Genomic DNA, 16,189 nt, shown 5'->3' on the forward strand with positions numbered 1-16,189 from the left:
GATCCTCTTTGTTCAGGATACCCTGCTGCTAAACTCAAGAGCGCCTGCAAACTACCAAACCAGTTCAAACCAAGCGTCAATCCAGAAGCTTCTTACCATCAACAGTTACGAAATACTTCTTGTTGACAAAAAGTTGATGATCCATATTCTATAAATGTAACAGAACGTAAAATATAATAGAGGAACAATCTCATGAACGACCCGATCGTCTTAAAAACCCGCAAAATGATTGGAGAAGTTTTATGTTTGAGAGTAATATTACCCGTGCCGTTACTGATGCCCGTATAGATACGCTTATCCCTTATGCGCGCAATGCGCGCACCCATTCCAAAAAACAGATCCGGCAGATTGCAGACAGCATAGAGCGTTTTGGATTTACAAATCCTGTTCTTGTTAGCGATGAGAATGAGATTGTCGCAGGTCATGGCAGGGTAGAGGCAGCCAAGCTGTTAGGTCTCAAAACTGTCCCGACCTTAGTGCTATCGGATATGAGCGAAGCGGATCGCCGGGCCTATATTCTGGCCGACAACAAGCTCGCCTTAAATGCCGGCTGGGACAAGGATTTACTGGCAGGTGAACTGCAGGGGCTAATCGATCTGGAGTTTGATGTAGAGCTCACCGGCTTTGATCTGGCGGAAATCGATTTGGTGCTCGACGAAGCCGATGATTCTGATCCCGCTAAAGCCGACAGTGCGGAAGATGTGGTGCCTCCCCTGCTCTCAAGCGCCGTGACATGCAGCGGTGATATCTGGCAGTTGGGACGGCACCGTCTCGTTTGTGGTGATGCGCAGGATGGGAATGTCTTTGCTCGGCTGCTCGGTAGGGAGCGCGCTGATCTATTATTCACCGACCCGCCGTACAATGTCAAAATTGATGGACATGTCTGCGGCCTCGGCAATGTCCAGCATCGCAACTTTGCATTTGCCAGCGGTGAAATGAGTAAAGCAGGATTTACAGCGTTTCTGTCTACGACACTCAGTCATGCATCCGGTCATATGCGCGATGGCTCCATTGCTTATGTCTGCATGGATTGGCGTCATATGAGCGAGCTCTTAGAAGCGGGCAATACTGTCTTTACCGAGCTTAAGAACCTTGTGGTTTGGAACAAGACCAATGGCGGGATGGGTACCTTTTACCGGTCCAAGCATGAACTGATCTTTGTGTATAAGAAGGGTACCGCTCCTCATACCAACAGCTTTGGCCTGGGAGAAAGCGGACGCTATCGCACTAATGTCTGGGACTATGCCGGTATCAGCAGCATGAGCACCAGCCGGGATGAAGAGCTGGCCATGCATCCTACTGTTAAACCGGTCGCATTGGTCGCCGATGCTATCCGCGATTGTTCGCGGCGAGGAGAGATCATCCTCGATTGTTTCGGTGGATCGGGCTCCACCTTAATTGCGGCTCACACAACCGGGAGATGCGCCCGGCTGATTGAATATGATCCGCTCTATTGCGACACTATTGTGAGGCGCTGGCAGGGTTATACCGGTAAGCCTGCCGTTCGTACAGCAGATGGGCTGGCTTTTGAAGAGATGGAATGGATGCAGCAAGTCCCAGCCGAGGGAAATGCATCATGAGCAAGGACGATTATGACATCGGTTTTGGTCGGCCGCCGCGCTATACACAGTTTCGCAAGGGTCAATCTGGCAACCCAGCCGGCAGGCCAAAGAAAGCGCAACCTACAGCAGAACCGATAGCAGGCGAAAAGGTAGACAAAATCCTGCGGGCGCAACTGGACCGCGAGATTGCGCTCAAAGGTCCGGGCGGTGCCAAGACCATGAAGGTTTTGGAAGCCATCTTGCTGGCGCAGCAGAAAAGCGCGCTGGCAGGCAATTCTGCAGCACAGCGAGAGGTTTTGAAGGAGGCAAGGCTACTCGAGGAGCGGGCGTATTTGCGCGAGCAGCATCAGCGCGAAAGGCAAGAAAAAGATTTCAAGGCTGCGCTGCGATGGAAAGCCCAACAGGAGCGCATCTGGGCAAAAGCCAAAGAAGGCTGTGAACCAGATGATCCATGGCCGCATCCCGATGATTTTATAATCGATCATCACAGGCGCACGTGGACCATCAGGGGACCGTTAGATCCATCAGATGTGCCTATGTACAGGCGCATAAGATATCTGCGCGATTATCGTCTGTACGCCCTGGTCGCAGAGATAAGCGGCGGTAATGATCCACTACTCCTGGTAGCGCATCTGACTTGGGTTATCTTGAACAATATGCTGCCGCGGCGTTGGCAGATCGAGCGAGATGATATCGACCGGGAGTATATGAAACTCTTGGCGGTGCCGATCCACCAGTTGCATGCACGGGCACAAGCAGCCAAGCGGCAAGCAGAGCTGCTGCCAGAGCCCAAGCTCGACAAGAAAGCACGGCGGGAGACGTATCAGATCGTCAATAAGACCATGCAGCCTCTGTTGAAGCGCAAGGGGTTTCGGTCGCTTGCTGAGCTGGAGCGTGAATGCGAAAATTTGGGTTATCAATAGGTGAATAAGCCAGCCACCATGTTGGAAGCGACTATTTGCATTCTGCTAGGTTACAAAGCCATTCGCAAATAGGAGCATCCATAGCAGGATGCAATGCGGTGGATAAAGTCGAGGTTATTTTGTCGTATCTGATAGTTATTCGACCAGCATTTGCTTTGTGAGTTCAGTGTCAAAGTTAAACACTTTGCAGAAGATCAAGCTGCAAAATACGCCATAACCGTTATGTCTCTGTCGCGCATTTTCATCGAGGTCCCTGCCGAAGAAGCACCGAACATATTCATATCCTGCGTCATCAAAGCGATTTTAAGAGCATCTGAACCGCCAGATGTTCCATAAGAAACCGAAATCGCTTCTTTGGATATGAGATCGGATTTGGCGCTCATTTTAGTGCGGCGGGTTGATGTCGATTGCCTATGCCCGTCCTTACTTAGCTGTTCATAATAGTCGAATATATTTTTGTTACGGGTGAAAGCCGAAGCCGATCCCTGTCTTTCTAGATCAGTAAGTCCTCTGTTCAAACCAGCGCGCAGGGCTTCAAGTTCTGGCACTTCCGAGTACCGCATGCCGGGTTCTTTAAATCGCCCTTCGACAGGGGCTTGCAGCCTCAAATTTCTCTCGTATCTTGCATAGCTATCCCCAATTATAGCCTGCGGTGCAGCCGAAGATTGAGTGCTCGTGGTTGAACCGCCACCGAAGATGAAGTCGGATACATTGATATCGGACAGGAGGGTATTTTCGAGCACAATCTTTGGAATGGTCGGCGTGCTAATATCCACGCTGGTGCCGTTTTGCGTGATTGTCAGGTCACCAAAACCATTCACGCCGCCAGAGCCATTTAGAATCGCAATCTTATCGTTGCCATCGCTATAGTCTTTGATCGTTGCCCAAATCTCACTGGGGTTCAGAGCCCAGGCCGGCCCGACATAATCTGCAATGTCAAAGACAAAGTAATCGGCGGATTGCGTATTTCCCGGTCCTGTCACATTGCCATATTGATCGCCTTCTGCATCGCCGTAGACGCGCGCATCAAGATTACGAACCACAAGCACGTCAATACCATCGCGCCCTTGTAATGATGAATTCGTGCTCTCTGAAATCAGAAGGTCATTACCGCCAAGACCAACCATGTTGGTGTTATTCGAAGAGGAGGCTGCAAACATCGCATCATTGGCTGCTCCGCCTTCCATATAAAAGCTGTCATATTCAACAATGTTGGTGATAGCGGGATAAGGAATGCCGTTATTGCCGGGCGGTGTCACACCACTAGCCCCAGCACCGAAGATAAAGTCCGATGCATCAATGTCTGACAGCAATGTATTTTCGAGTATAATTTTGGGAATTGTGGCCGTACTGATGTCCACATTTGCACCGTTTTGAGTTATCGTGAGATCACCAAAACCATTCACGCCGCCCGAGCCGTTAAGGATCGCAATCTTATCGTTGCCATCACTATAATCCTTTATTTCCGCCCACACAAATTGGGGATCAAGTTCCGCCGGATTGCCCACATAATTAGCAACATTAAAAACGAAGTAATCGGCGGACTGCGTATTGCCCGGCCCCGTCACATTACCATATTGATCGCCTTCGGCATCGCCGTAGACGCGTGCAGCAAGATTGCGAACGATTAGTATATCAGAACCGTCGCGACCTTGAAGCGATGAATTCCAGCTCTCTGTAATCAGTAGATCATTACCACCAAGGCCAACCATATTGGTGTTATTCGAAGAAGAAGCTGCAAACATCGCATCATTGGCTGCTCCGCCTTCCATGTAATAGCTGTCATATTCGACAATGTTGGTGATGGCTGGATATGGAATGCCGGTACCAACGGCAGGAGCCTGTACGGTCCATATAAAATCATCGCTCACGCTCAACGCGCCATCGCTAGCCGTCACTGTCAACTCCAGATCTCCGGTAAAACCTGCTGGAGGAGCACCGGTAAAGCTAGAACCATCAAATTGGAGCCATGCGGGTAAACTACTCCCGTCCGTTAATGCAGCGCTCAATGTGAGGACGTCGCCATCGACATCCGTAAATGTTCCAACTGGCACCACGAAACTGATCGTTTCATTTTCAAGGGACGATTGATCGGAGATCATGAGCGATAGAACAGGTGCGTCATTAACTGGGTCAATCGTCAACGGGAAATTGTCGCTGACCTGCAGAACGCCGTCGCTGGCTGTAACGGTTAGCTCTAGAATACCGTTAAAGTCCTGCGGCGGCGTGCCGACGAACCGTACGCCATCGAACGCTAACCAAGCGGGCAAAACAGAACCGTCCGAAAGCGCAGCAGAAAGCGAGAGCGTATCTCCGTCGACATCCATAAATGTATCAAGCGGAACAACAAGATCGATAACATCATCCTCAGCCAAAACCACACTGCTCAGTGGATTGTCGATTTCAGGAGCGTCATTTTCCGGCGTAACGATCAATGCAAAACCACTTGAAACTGATTCAGCGCCAATGGTGCCAGTAATAACTATATCAAGCTGGCCATTGAAATTTTCTGGCGGCGTACCGACTATGTTGCCGCCGACTACGCTCAGCCATTCTGGGATCGCGTCTCCGTTAACCAGAGTCGCCGAATATTCAAAATCACGACGATAGGTATCAACGAAAGCACCTTGCACCGAAAATGCTACCGCAGTATCTTCGGATGTTGTTACATCATCAATAACACCAACGGAAATAGGATCAGCCGCAACTGCTGCGGCAATAAGCTGCGTTCTAGTCCATACCACACGATCTGAAAAATGAATTTCTTCAATCCAATTATCGGGATTGTCACCTAACTGTTTCATAAGATTAATAATTCCAAAACCGTCGCTGATTGGGTTCGGATCCCCGGGATTAGGGACATTTGGGACCAAAATTCTCAAATCGTCAGGACCACTGCCGTCAACCACAGTGATTACAGTCGAGCTGGCATTTATTCTTAGAATATCATTGCCATCGGCAGCTTCATCATCAGCAAGGCGTTCTGCGATGACTATCTTGTCAAACGCCCCTTGAGCGCCCGAGAGGATGTATTCGTCGTCACCGGCGCCACCAACTAATAGATCGATATCAGCAACACTATCGGTGTTGAGAGTAAGTCTATCATTGCCTCCATTGCCAACGAGTAAATCATTGCCTGATGATCCCAATAAAATTTCATCACTAGCTGAACCAAACTGAACGACACCGATGTCATCACCAACCGACGTGAGAACAGCATTGTCTGGAACTAACCCTAATTCATTGAGACTCAGAATATTTCCAAATTCCGAGAAGCTGAACTGAGAAAGATCACTTTCTTGAAGCAAGCCTTCAAAAGCGACGAATTGCAGATCAGTAGACAGCGGAGGAAGGGTAATTTCAATTAAATTACCATAAACGAAGGAAATCGGTTCATTAGCGATCGCTCCCGTTTGGATAGCGCGTTGCGGCGCTGCAATTTCCGAAGCGGCAAATCTTGCGCTCGAAAAAGCCGCAGCGCCAGTTTGTGCTGCTGCTTTGGCCGAATCTACGGCCTCATCCAGCCTAAAACGCGAAATTGTTTTTTGCTCGGCATTGAAACCAGTGAAAGTTCCAGTATTCTCAATTTCAGGCAGCTCGCGATCAATGCGATGTCCTCCAAAAGGCACATTGATATTGAAATTTTCAATTAGTCCGCGAAGCGATGAATCAAATTCAATTTTCGAATTGAAACCGACAGTACCGGACTGAAATCTGACTGCGTCCCGACTAAAAAAAGAATCGTCATTCGTCCAGAGTTCTCCAACAAAGACATTCAGATAATCGTTCAAATTAAAGGATAGAGGGGCGTCATCATTTGTCGGGAAAGTGATGTCTGCGTCGACAAATGAGACAAGACCAAAGTTCGACGACAGCGACCCGATATTGCTAACGGAAACATCTCTATAATTTCCGTTACGAAACGCTGTTTTCAGCCCTGGGGCGCTTAGGTCTGCGAAAAAATCGATTGTTGATGGAATGATATTAGGTCGAAATTGGTTTGAGCCATATGAACCACTGACCTGCTGATCGAGTATATAAATATCGCTTGTAACCGAACCGCCGCCGTCGCCTTCCGTCAAGATTGTAGCCAATTGTTGAATGCCTGAAACGGTTTTTTGATAGCCTGTAAACCGAACGCCGTTTACAAATAGCTGGTCTTGTTGTGGATCAAAATCCAAAATGAAAACACTTTTCAGGTCGAACGAACTGGGATTGTCAATTTCAGTGTAAACGTAAAATGTATCCTGGCCTTCCCCGCCAATGGCAAAGTCATTATAGCCCAAGTGAATATGATCATCTCCATCGCCGCCGAAAAGATAATTGACAGTGGATCCATCATTGCCCCCACCTTTAGCGTCTCCATAGAGTATGTCACTGCCACCGCCGCCAATCAGAGTATCACTGCCACCGCCACCTGACAGTTCGTCTTCACCATTGCCACCGAAAAGAAAATCCCTTCCGCCTCCGCCTAAAGCGGTATCGTCATCATCCCCGGCAACAATAGTATCGGCGCTATCTGCACCAAAAATATAATCATTTCCCTCGCCGCCAAAAATTGTGTCGCTGGTACCAAGCGGCACTTCTGAAATCAGGTCACGATTAAAGAATTCTTCTTCTGATGAGCCCAAAGCCTGCACTTTGGAAAATTCGGAATCAAATACTGGTAATGGGTTCAGAAATTGACCTGGGGATTGCTGGAATTCCTGTAATGCTTTACCTGAACCAAATATATAATCGTCGCCTTGTCCAGCCAAAATTGTGTTGCTGGCCAAGTTGCCAACAATCACGTCATCGGCGCCGCTGCCAGTTGCATTTTCAATCACAGCTCCGAAGGCGATCCCTACATTATCGACGAGACCGCCTATTGAACTAAAAGATCCTTGACGAAGATCGATCACAGAACCGCTACCGAAAAGGTCCCCCTCTGTCGCTGCGGCGCTTATTTGATCGATACCACCCGCGTCCCAAATCGTTTGATAAGTTTTATCGAAACTTCCGTCGCCAATATTGTCCCATTTTTCTTCGCCTGTAATGGAATATAGGTCATTCCCAGAATTAGTGGTCGTATTGACGCCCCAATTTTTTTGAAGGGCGTAAATATCGAGGATGCCAAGATCATAGGTATAGCCCCCTAATAGCGATAGCTTGTCGTTACTTAGAGCCGTCAATCTAGCATCCAAATCGTGACCAAGGGTTGAATTGGCACCGCCGAATGCATGGATCATTTCATGGAGGCTGGTATTGTAGACTTGCTCTTCATCATTGGTGGGGCCATAAAACCAAGTCTGCGCTGTGCCGCGAATGGGATCGCGATCGAGCGGATTTACGCTCAAATTACCCAAAGTGATACCTTTAGCTGCCCCTTCAGGAATAACGCCTCCCGATCCCGGATCTTCATCGAGATCCAATTCCCTATTCAAAACACCATAAAAATAATCAGCATCATTGTCTTCGCTGTCAAATCCAGGAGCATTAAATATAAAACTGATATCCGCTACTGATGATACAAGTGCGAACGCTCGACGCATCGCCACGTTCCATATGTAATTTGGGCTTTGGGCTAGTGTAATAATTGGAAAATCGAACCTATCACTGATACCGACTTGAGCTAATCCAATTTTGAGGGTTTCAGATAGTTGTGAGAAGGTCGGATTCTGAAATGGATCATTATTTCGGTCAGTTGCAACCGCAATTCTAAACTCATTGACATTATTTGAAAGGCCGCCCCGAAGGTTGTCTCCCACGCTTGAAAAAACTAAATCTGAGTTGGATGTTTTGGCTAGCTGGGTCAATTTTGCTACTCCCTATTCAATACTGGAATAAAACACCGCGGGCTTAGGTCGCTCGAATATTGCACCTCTTCCATTTCGTAAACATTGCGAATGGTGTTGTTTTTCAAATTCAAAAGTTTGTGTAAGTATACTTCGTTTGCTTTCGATCCAACGAATAATGGTACACCGAAACTCATCTTAAGCTCAGAACCAACGGCACATCTTTTTTTGATTACAGAAACATCAATCAAGTCGGTTGAAACGGTATCGTCGTTAAACACAACCGTAAGAGCAATTTCAGAATCAAGATCTGCGATTGCCATGCAATGGTCAGAATTTTCACGGTCGATTACTGTCTTTTTGCCCGATAACAATCCGGTTCTAATTTCGAAGTCTTTGATCAAATAAGCCGAAGCCCCTCGATGTTCATCGCTTACCTCAGGATTACGGAGACGGTTCAGAAACAGTATATCAGTAGTATCTGTTGATAGACATGTTTCTGGATTAGGCAGTACGCCAAGCAACCTAGCCTGCACATCAATTTCCGACTTTCGTTCGAATGCCATAGTTAACAATACGGCCACAGCCATAAGAGTGACGGTGAAGGGAGGATTAAACAAGAAACGACGTATCATGTCTTCTTACCCCTTTTCGGCGTTATGTAACACTCGTCGATCATGATGCCGATGGACCAGAATAAAAATCCATCGCCCACTGGGCTTTTCAAATACTTTAAATAGCCCCTCGTCAGATACACAACGCCCCTTTCTCCCTGAAACAGGGAGACGAAATATTAGCGACTCCGATCATTGTCGGTGATTGCGCGACTCCAATTTAATAGGCTAGCGAATTTACTGGGGTTTACAAGTGCGTGATTCAAAAATCATATATCCATTTCGGATGTTTACTTAAATCCCTCGGTATAGTGTAGCTTCTATACTTAATCTATCGTTCACGCCCTGCTTCATCCATTGTCTTGGCAATGGGCGACAGTAAATATTGGATGATACGCCGCTCGCCGGTCTTGATCTCCGCCTGTACTTGTAGACCCGGGCCGATCGCTTGACGCCTGCCACCCACCATCAGGTGGCGTTTGTTGAGTTTGATCCGCGCTGCATAGACCAGCCCGAGATTTTCATCCTGGATCGCATCGCGGCTGATATTGTCGACCACGCCTTCGATCAGGCCGTAATCGGTGAAGTTAAACGCCTCCAGCTTCACCCGTACCGGCTGGCCCTCATAGATGAATCCGATATCCTTGTTGAGGATCTGCGCGCTGACCTGCACCTCGGCATCATTCGGCACGATCACCATGATCGGCTCGGCGGGTTGCACCACGCCGCCAATGGTGGTCAGGGTGAGTTGTTGCACCGTGCCATCGACCGGTGAACGGATCTGCTGGAACTCGCGGCGCTTGGCGGCCTTGCGCAGCTCAGAAACGGCCATGGCCGAGCGATCCTCTGCCTCCGCCATTTCCGATACCGCGCCGCGGCCAAATGCCTGACGCAACCTTGTGATCTGCGCATCGAGGTTGCCGATGGAGGCCCGCGCCTGCGCCGCATTGGCGTGCTGCACTTCGATATTCTGGATATGCTCGACGCGCAGTTGCTCAAATTCCAGCAGGCGCAAGCGCGAGAAATAGCCTTTCTCAGCCAGCTCCTGTCGCGCAGCCAGTTGCCGGTCGAGCAATGGCAGGGTTTGTTCGAGCTTTGCTATCTCCGCCTGCGCACCGATAAGCTGCGCCTGGCGTTCGGCGCGTTGCTGCTCGAGGCTCGCCTTTTCGGCTTCATATTCACCAATGGCCGAACGCACAAATTGCGTCTGGGTGAGTGCGACATCGGTCGGCGTTCCCGCTGGCGGTACAAACTGCGCATTCAAACCCTTTAGATGCGCCATCAGCGCATCATTGCGGGCACGGACAATTTCGGCAGACATTAGCTGCTGAGAACTTTGCGCCGCATCGGCATTGCTGATCGTGGAGTCGAGCTCGACTAGCAACTGACCTTTCTTGACCCGCTGACCGTTTTTCACATGGATGGCGCGGATGGATCCGATCTCAATCGGCTGGATGACCTTGCTGCTCGCCGAGGGCACAACCTTCCCGGTGGCGGTGGCGACCACATCAACCTTGCCGATAAACGACCACAGCAAGGCTATCGCAAACAGGCTGCACAGAATTAGCATCAACCAGCGCAGGCCGGGGCTCGCTGGCTTCTCCATGATCTCCAGAGCAGCTGGTAAAAATTCATGATCGCTTTGCGGCTTGGCATTATCATCGGCTACATTTTGCTGCGCCCAGCTTTCCCGGAGGATCATCCAATGGCGCGCCAAGCCGGGGAAGCGGCGTGCGAAAAATCCTTCTTTTACCGCTGCATCTTCCGCGCTGGCTTGTTCTTCGCTCATGCCCCGATGCCCATTTGTTTTTTGTAGAGCATGGCATAACGCCCATCGGCTTTGATAAGTTCGTCATGCGTGCCAATTTCCGTAATTTCACTAGCCTCAACGGTCACGATGCGATTGCATTGGCGCACAGCGGATAGCCGGTGGGCAATAATCATGGTCGTACGGCCTTGCGCGATCTTGCTCAAATTATTCTGGATAATCTCTTCGCTCTCCGCATCCAGCGCACTGGTAGCTTCATCAAGGATCAGGACACGCGGATCACCAATCAGAGCTCTGGCTATGGCTAACCTTTGACGCTGACCTCCGGACAGATTGCCACCACGTTCTTCAATGATCGTGTCATAGCCATGGGGAAGTTCCAATATGAACTCGTGCGCTCCGGCTAGCGTTGCCGCAGCGATCACCGCTTCCATTGGCCGCGTTGGATCAGCCAATGAGATATTTTCACGGACCGTCCGATTGAACAAGATGTTCTCTTGCAGCACGACGCCGATTTGTCGGCGGAGCCAGGCCGGATCGACCAGCGCCAGATCAACGCCATCGATCAGCACCCTGCCTTGCTCAGGCACATAAAGCCGCTGCACCAATTTGGTCAGTGTTGATTTGCCAGAACCGGAAGGCCCAACAATGCCGATCATCTCGCCTGCTTTCACTTCCAGGCTGACGCCGCGCAAAGCTTCAGCTGCATCGGGACGATAGCGGAAGCGCACCTTATCAAATTCTATACGGCCACTGATCGGCGGCAAGCTGGCGCGGCCCGGATTATATTCTGGCTCTGCCGGAGAGTTGAGCACATCGCCCAGCCGGTCGACAGAGATGCGCACTTGCTGAAAATCCTGCCATAGTTGGGACAATCGCAAAATCGGCTGCGCAACGCGCCCAGCCAGCATATTGAACGCGACGAGAGAACCGACGGTGAATGTACCGGCTATCACTGCTTTTGCACCAAAATAGAGAATTGCCACGGTGGTAAGCTTCGATACGATCTGGATAAGATGACTGCCCCAATTTGACAGCACGGCGACCTTGAAACCGGTCTGCGTATAGCCAGAGAAAAGTTTTTCCCATTTGTCGCGCATCTGCGGCTCCACCGCCATGGATTTAAGCGTGCCAATGCCAGTAACCGTTTCCACCAGAAAGGCCTGGTTTTCTGCTCCCTGGCGAAACTTTTCGTCAAGCCGCGCCCGCAGCGGCGGGGTGATGAACAAGGAGATCGCAATGTAGATCGGAATGGTCAGCGCCACGATTAGCGTCAGCAGCGGCGAATAGATATACATGACCACAAAAAAGACGATGGTGAAGAACAGATCGATAACCACAGTCACGGCATTGCTGGTGAGAAACTGGCGGATATTTTCCAGTTCGCGGACGCGAGCGACACTGTCGCCCACGCGCCGTGCTTCGAAATAGCTAACCGGCAAATTGACCAGATGCCGGAACATGTTGGTCGACAGTTCAGCATCGACACGGTTAGTCGTGTGGGCGAACAGCCAGTTTCGCAGCGCCGACAGAAATGTCTCCCAGGTCAGCACAACAGCCAAGCCAAAGGCCAGCACCTCCAAGGTTGTGAGCGACTGGTGCACCAGCACTTTATCAATCACCAATTGAAAGAAAATCGGTGAGGCAAGTCCCATGAGTTGCAGAAAGAAGCTGCCGATCAGCACATCGCGCAAGGCGCGGCGATATTTCACCAGCGCCGGGATGAACCAGCTTATGTCAAAGGGCCGTTTATCGCCAGTAACTTTTTCGCGCGAGGTTAGCAGCAACAAACGCCCGGCAAAAACTTCGTCCATTTGCTCTACTGACAAGACTTCTGGTCGCTCGGCATCGCCGCGCTGGATCAAATAGCGGGGCGCTAGACTCTCTTCTTCGATCTTCAGCAAGATAAACGCGCCGCCATCTTGGGTTCGCAAGATCGCTGGCAGCGGTATCTTGCTCAGCTCTTCTCGCTTTGCATCGCGCAGCCTTGATATCAGCCCGAGTTTTTTGGCAATGCGCGACAGATGTTCCAGCGTATAAGGCTCATCGCCCTGCCCGCGGTCATGATGGATCTGATTAGGGTCTGCGGGAACGCCGAGAAATTTGGCAAGCAACACAAAGCAAGCCAACGCCGGGTCAAGCGGCGCCGAACTGGTCAACGCAGCCTGATCGACATCTGCACTGGTGTTTTGATCGTCTGCCCCCTCGGACATGATTTTACGCGCCCCTGCTGTACTCAGGCAATAAGGTGTAACAATCATTTTCTAGATTTGCCAACTAATCTGATAACCGATGGTCAACTACTTTGATTTACTTGACTTCTTTTGATGTAAGGACACCGTTACATCCATTTTGGATGTAATTTGAGCATTATCGGTACCTGGTGGGATCGAAAGTCACTCTACAGTGGGCGGCTCGCGGAATATTCAGCCTAGGGTCTAAGTAAGACTGGAAAGTCAGCTTTTCTATTGTCTGTTGGACGCGACTATCCCATACACCTCGGTGATGCCCACACGCAGGGCATTGGGGATTAGTAACCCCGATACAGACGGTAGATGCTGACCGTAACAGCGTCGCACTCTTTGATCTTATGGTCGGGGAGCCTGTGGCGTATGTCCAGGGCTCTCGGGTCTAAAGGCCATAGGACCGATCTGTATCGGTATACTAACTCCCCGATCACCAAGGATCAGGTGTGAAGTCGAAAGCGGGGGCGTACCGCAGACGACTTCCGGGGAGACCGGAAATGCCAAGAGGAACAATACATAGAGAAACCGGCATATTACGCCGGGCGCCGTTGGGCTATGCGCTGGAAATGAACGGCGGCAGCAGCTGGATGCTTGATATAAACGGCAGTATGCGAACGTTGATTGGAAAACGCCTTACCGTTGAAGGCAAGCGGATGGGGTTTGATCTGATCTATGTGGATCACATCTGGGTTGATGGAAAGCTATGGAAGCTTAGTATTTGGAAAAGGGTTGTGCTTTGGCTATTCTCGTCGACCATGATTTTGGGAATTGTTCTTTCCCTCATTTGAATGTTGGTAACAGCCAGGTCTTGTCAAATATCTTCAGTATATCCCGCCAGCCCATAGCTGCTTCATTGGGCAAGGTTTAAGGATCAGCCTTCTTTTCGGATATGGGATATCATCAACAATTTCTGTGCACACGAGTAGCATTACAAAGCGCCAACTACCTTCGAAACACACGCCTTACAGGCGCCTTACCACGCTAAGTCATTGGGGTTGCGTGGAGCGTGATGGAGAGAAGGCGACAGTTTGGCGTGATCCAAGGGCGCTCACGCCGATATGCTATAACCACCTCTATGAAATACCAATATAAACGCGTGCCTCTCAACCTGGATCAAGTCCAGGCGCTCGAACAGGCGTGCCTGGAATTTGAGGACAAACTGCTTGCTTGGCTTTTGCTCGATACCGGCTTGCGCATCGGCGAGTGGCAGTCGCTCACCCCGCAAAATGTCAATTGGCAAGAACGCACGCTGACCATTTTTGGCAAAGGCACTGGCGGTCAATCCAAAAGGCGCACCGTGCCGGTGTCCAATCGATCCATGGCCTTGCTCGAAAAGCATTTTGCCATCCGCAATGATATGGATTGTTCCATTCGCTCGGCACAGCGGCGCGTAAAAATCATAGCCAACCGCGCAAAAATTACGACGCCGGTATCGCCGCATGTGCTCCGGCATACATTTGCGATCCTCGCTTTGATGAAAGGCTTTTCATTACCCGCCCTGCAAAAAATATTGGGTCATGAAAATTTGGAAACGACCGCGATATATTTGAATATGCAGGACTCGCATGTGATCGACGAATATCGAACGAAGTGGTAAATAAATTGCGCAGCTGAGTTATTTATACCACTCAATTCTAGAAAAACAGCAATCAACTATTTTAATCTACAATTGAAATCGGCAATTTTCTGTGTTTAGATCCTCGTAAAGGGGGCAATATAAGTTGGGGGCGACTACAGATGATATGCGCGCAAGCGATCACTTTCGTGCGTTTGTAAGCTACAGCCATGCAGATGCGCGTTTTGCGCACAAGCTGCACCGCAAGATGGAAACCTATCGGCTACCTTCCCAGTTCCGAAAGGGGTCGACTAGCGTTGAAACGGGATTGACCGATGGGCGCCTCGGTAAAATTTTCCGGGACCGTGAAGATTTACCCGCATCTCAAGATCTTTCTCAAGCCGTAAAAGAAGCACTTTCCTCTTCCCAAGCCCTAATTGTATTATGTTCGCCCGATGCCAAATCGTCTCCCTGGGTATCGCAAGAGATTGACTTGTTCCGGTCTTTACATCCCGATCGACCTATTCTTGCAGCACTGATTAGAGGAGAGCCTGAAGAGTCTTTTCCAGAGCCACTCTTGCAAGGCCGAGAACCATTGGCAGCTGATCTCCGAAAAGAGGGAGACGGTTGGAAGCTAGGTTTTCTAAAAATCGTCGCTGGCATTGCGGGAGTATCCCTGGACTCTCTTGTTCAACGCGATGCACAGAGGCGTTTAAACCGCGTGATGGTCGTCACGGGTGGTGTGCTGGTTGGTCTGCTAGCCATGGTCGGGATGACAATGTTAGCAATCCAATCGCGCAACGAAGCGCAACTCGAACGAGCCAAGGCTGAAGGGCTTGTCGAATATATGCTCACTGACTTGAGAAACCAACTCAAGGGTGTTGGACGTTTGGATGTCATGTCCAACGTTAATGAGCAAGCAATGAGCTATTATGAAGGGCAGGATAATCTGAGCGACCTAACCGCCGACAGCTTGGAACGGCGAGCGAGAATACTGCACGCCATGGGTGAGGATGACACTAATCGCGGCGATATGGATAGAGCCATCACAAAGTTTGTTGAAGCTCGACGCGTGACTGCGAATTTATTGCAACGAAATCCCAAAAAACCGGAACGTATTTTTGCTCACGGACAAAGCGAATATTGGTTAGGTTATATACATTATCGCCAAAAGAAATGGCCGGCAGCAGAAGAACGATGGACCAGCTATCAAGCATTAGCCTCCGAACTGACAGCAATCTCAAAAACCAACTCTAAGTGGCAAAAAGAAGAGTCTTATGCGCTCGGCAATCTATGCACTTTAAGTGTCGTTCGAAACGATAAAAACTTAGACAATGACAAATACTGTGAACCGGCCTTAGACATTATGGTACTATTGCGGGATGAACTGCCTGATGACCGCCAACTACAACGCGATGTCGCAAACAGGCATAGTTGGTTGAGCAAATTCTATGATAAAAGAGGCGAAACCGAAAAAGCTTTAGCCCAATTGCAAATAAGCGAAGATCTATTGCTTGATCTTGTCGGGCAAGATTTGCGAGATATGGAGAGCGTTCACCTACTTATGGGTGTACGAATGGTTTATGCTGAACTTCTATTAACAGCACGTCGTCCCCAAGAAGCAATCCAAAAAAACCGCCAATCCCTGCAACTAGCCGAACAGATGGTGAAGCGCGACATTCGCAACCAGAAATGGCGTGATTGGCAGAAACGCGCAATCGAGTTTGATAAAAGCCCAAGCAAATAA

9 protein-coding genes are annotated in these 16,189 nt (G+C 49.7%); 5 read left to right on the plus strand and 4 right to left on the minus strand.

Going from position 1 to position 16,189, the window contains the following annotated elements:
- The first annotated feature begins 242 nt into the window (after positions 1 to 242).
- Positions 243 to 1,580, plus strand: coding sequence for a site-specific DNA-methyltransferase (locus J4G78_RS06445; protein ID WP_207989450.1), 1,338 nt, complete (start codon positions 243 to 245; stop codon positions 1,578 to 1,580).
- Positions 1,577 to 2,485, plus strand: coding sequence for a DUF5681 domain-containing protein (locus J4G78_RS06450; RefSeq protein ID WP_207989451.1), 909 nt, complete (start codon positions 1,577 to 1,579; stop codon positions 2,483 to 2,485). Before J4G78_RS06445 ends, J4G78_RS06450 begins: the two co-directional genes overlap by 4 nt.
- A gap of 194 nt (positions 2,486 to 2,679) precedes the next feature.
- On the opposite strand, the gene J4G78_RS06455 is transcribed toward J4G78_RS06450, so the two are convergent.
- The 4 genes from J4G78_RS06455 to J4G78_RS06470 all read right to left on the minus strand — a co-directional run bounded on the left by J4G78_RS06455 (position 2,680) and on the right by J4G78_RS06470 (position 12,854).
- Entirely contained in the window at positions 2,680 to 8,280 is a 5,601-nt protein-coding gene (locus tag J4G78_RS06455) for a putative Ig domain-containing protein (protein WP_207989452.1), read from the minus strand.
- Between the two features lie 5 nt (positions 8,281 to 8,285).
- Positions 8,286 to 8,894, minus strand: a complete 609-nt coding sequence (locus tag J4G78_RS06460; protein WP_207989453.1) for a hypothetical protein — start codon at positions 8,892 to 8,894, stop codon at positions 8,286 to 8,288.
- Positions 8,895 to 9,204: 310 nt separating this feature from the next.
- Positions 9,205 to 10,662 (minus strand): HlyD family type I secretion periplasmic adaptor subunit, encoded by a 1,458-nt coding sequence (locus J4G78_RS06465; protein WP_207989454.1) that lies wholly within the window; start codon positions 10,660 to 10,662, stop codon positions 9,205 to 9,207.
- Positions 10,659 to 12,854 (minus strand): type I secretion system permease/ATPase, encoded by a 2,196-nt coding sequence (locus tag J4G78_RS06470; protein ID WP_207989455.1) that lies wholly within the window; start codon positions 12,852 to 12,854, stop codon positions 10,659 to 10,661. Before J4G78_RS06470 ends, J4G78_RS06465 begins: the two co-directional genes overlap by 4 nt.
- 530 nt (positions 12,855 to 13,384) lie before the next feature.
- On the opposite strand from J4G78_RS06470, the gene J4G78_RS06475 reads away from it, so the two are divergent.
- From J4G78_RS06475 to J4G78_RS06485, 3 genes are all read left to right on the plus strand, one after another.
- Entirely contained in the window at positions 13,385 to 13,675 is a 291-nt protein-coding gene (locus J4G78_RS06475; RefSeq protein WP_207989456.1) for a DUF5818 domain-containing protein, read from the plus strand.
- 287 nt (positions 13,676 to 13,962) lie between these two features.
- The gene (locus J4G78_RS06480; RefSeq protein ID WP_207989457.1) at positions 13,963 to 14,484 is read left to right on the plus strand and encodes a tyrosine-type recombinase/integrase; all 522 of its coding nucleotides are present in this window, start codon (positions 13,963 to 13,965) and stop codon (positions 14,482 to 14,484) included.
- 145 nt (positions 14,485 to 14,629) lie between these two features.
- Positions 14,630 to 16,189: a toll/interleukin-1 receptor domain-containing protein gene (locus J4G78_RS06485; RefSeq protein ID WP_207989459.1), complete on the plus strand. Its 1,560-nt coding sequence runs from the start codon at positions 14,630 to 14,632 to the stop codon at positions 16,187 to 16,189.

This window comes from Parasphingorhabdus cellanae, assembly GCF_017498565.1.
In the GTDB taxonomy this organism is placed as follows: domain Bacteria; phylum Pseudomonadota; class Alphaproteobacteria; order Sphingomonadales; family Sphingomonadaceae; genus Parasphingorhabdus; species Parasphingorhabdus cellanae.

What these genes read in the sequence shown, in the direction of transcription:
- J4G78_RS06445 (WP_207989450.1), top strand. Translation starts at nt 243, where the DNA reads ATGTTTGAGAGTAATATTACCCGTGCCGTTACTGATGCCCGTATAGAT.
- J4G78_RS06450 (WP_207989451.1), top strand. Translation starts at nt 1,577, where the DNA reads ATGAGCAAGGACGATTATGACATCGGTTTTGGTCGGCCGCCGCGCTAT.
- J4G78_RS06460 (WP_207989453.1), bottom strand. Translation starts at nt 8,894, where the DNA reads ATGATACGTCGTTTCTTGTTTAATCCTCCCTTCACCGTCACTCTTATG.
- J4G78_RS06465 (WP_207989454.1), bottom strand. Translation starts at nt 10,662, where the DNA reads ATGAGCGAAGAACAAGCCAGCGCGGAAGATGCAGCGGTAAAAGAAGGA.
- J4G78_RS06470 (WP_207989455.1), bottom strand. Translation starts at nt 12,854, where the DNA reads ATGTCCGAGGGGGCAGACGATCAAAACACCAGTGCAGATGTCGATCAG.
- J4G78_RS06475 (WP_207989456.1), top strand. Translation starts at nt 13,385, where the DNA reads ATGCCAAGAGGAACAATACATAGAGAAACCGGCATATTACGCCGGGCG.
- J4G78_RS06480 (WP_207989457.1), top strand. Translation starts at nt 13,963, where the DNA reads ATGAAATACCAATATAAACGCGTGCCTCTCAACCTGGATCAAGTCCAG.
- J4G78_RS06485 (WP_207989459.1), top strand. Translation starts at nt 14,630, where the DNA reads ATGCGCGCAAGCGATCACTTTCGTGCGTTTGTAAGCTACAGCCATGCA.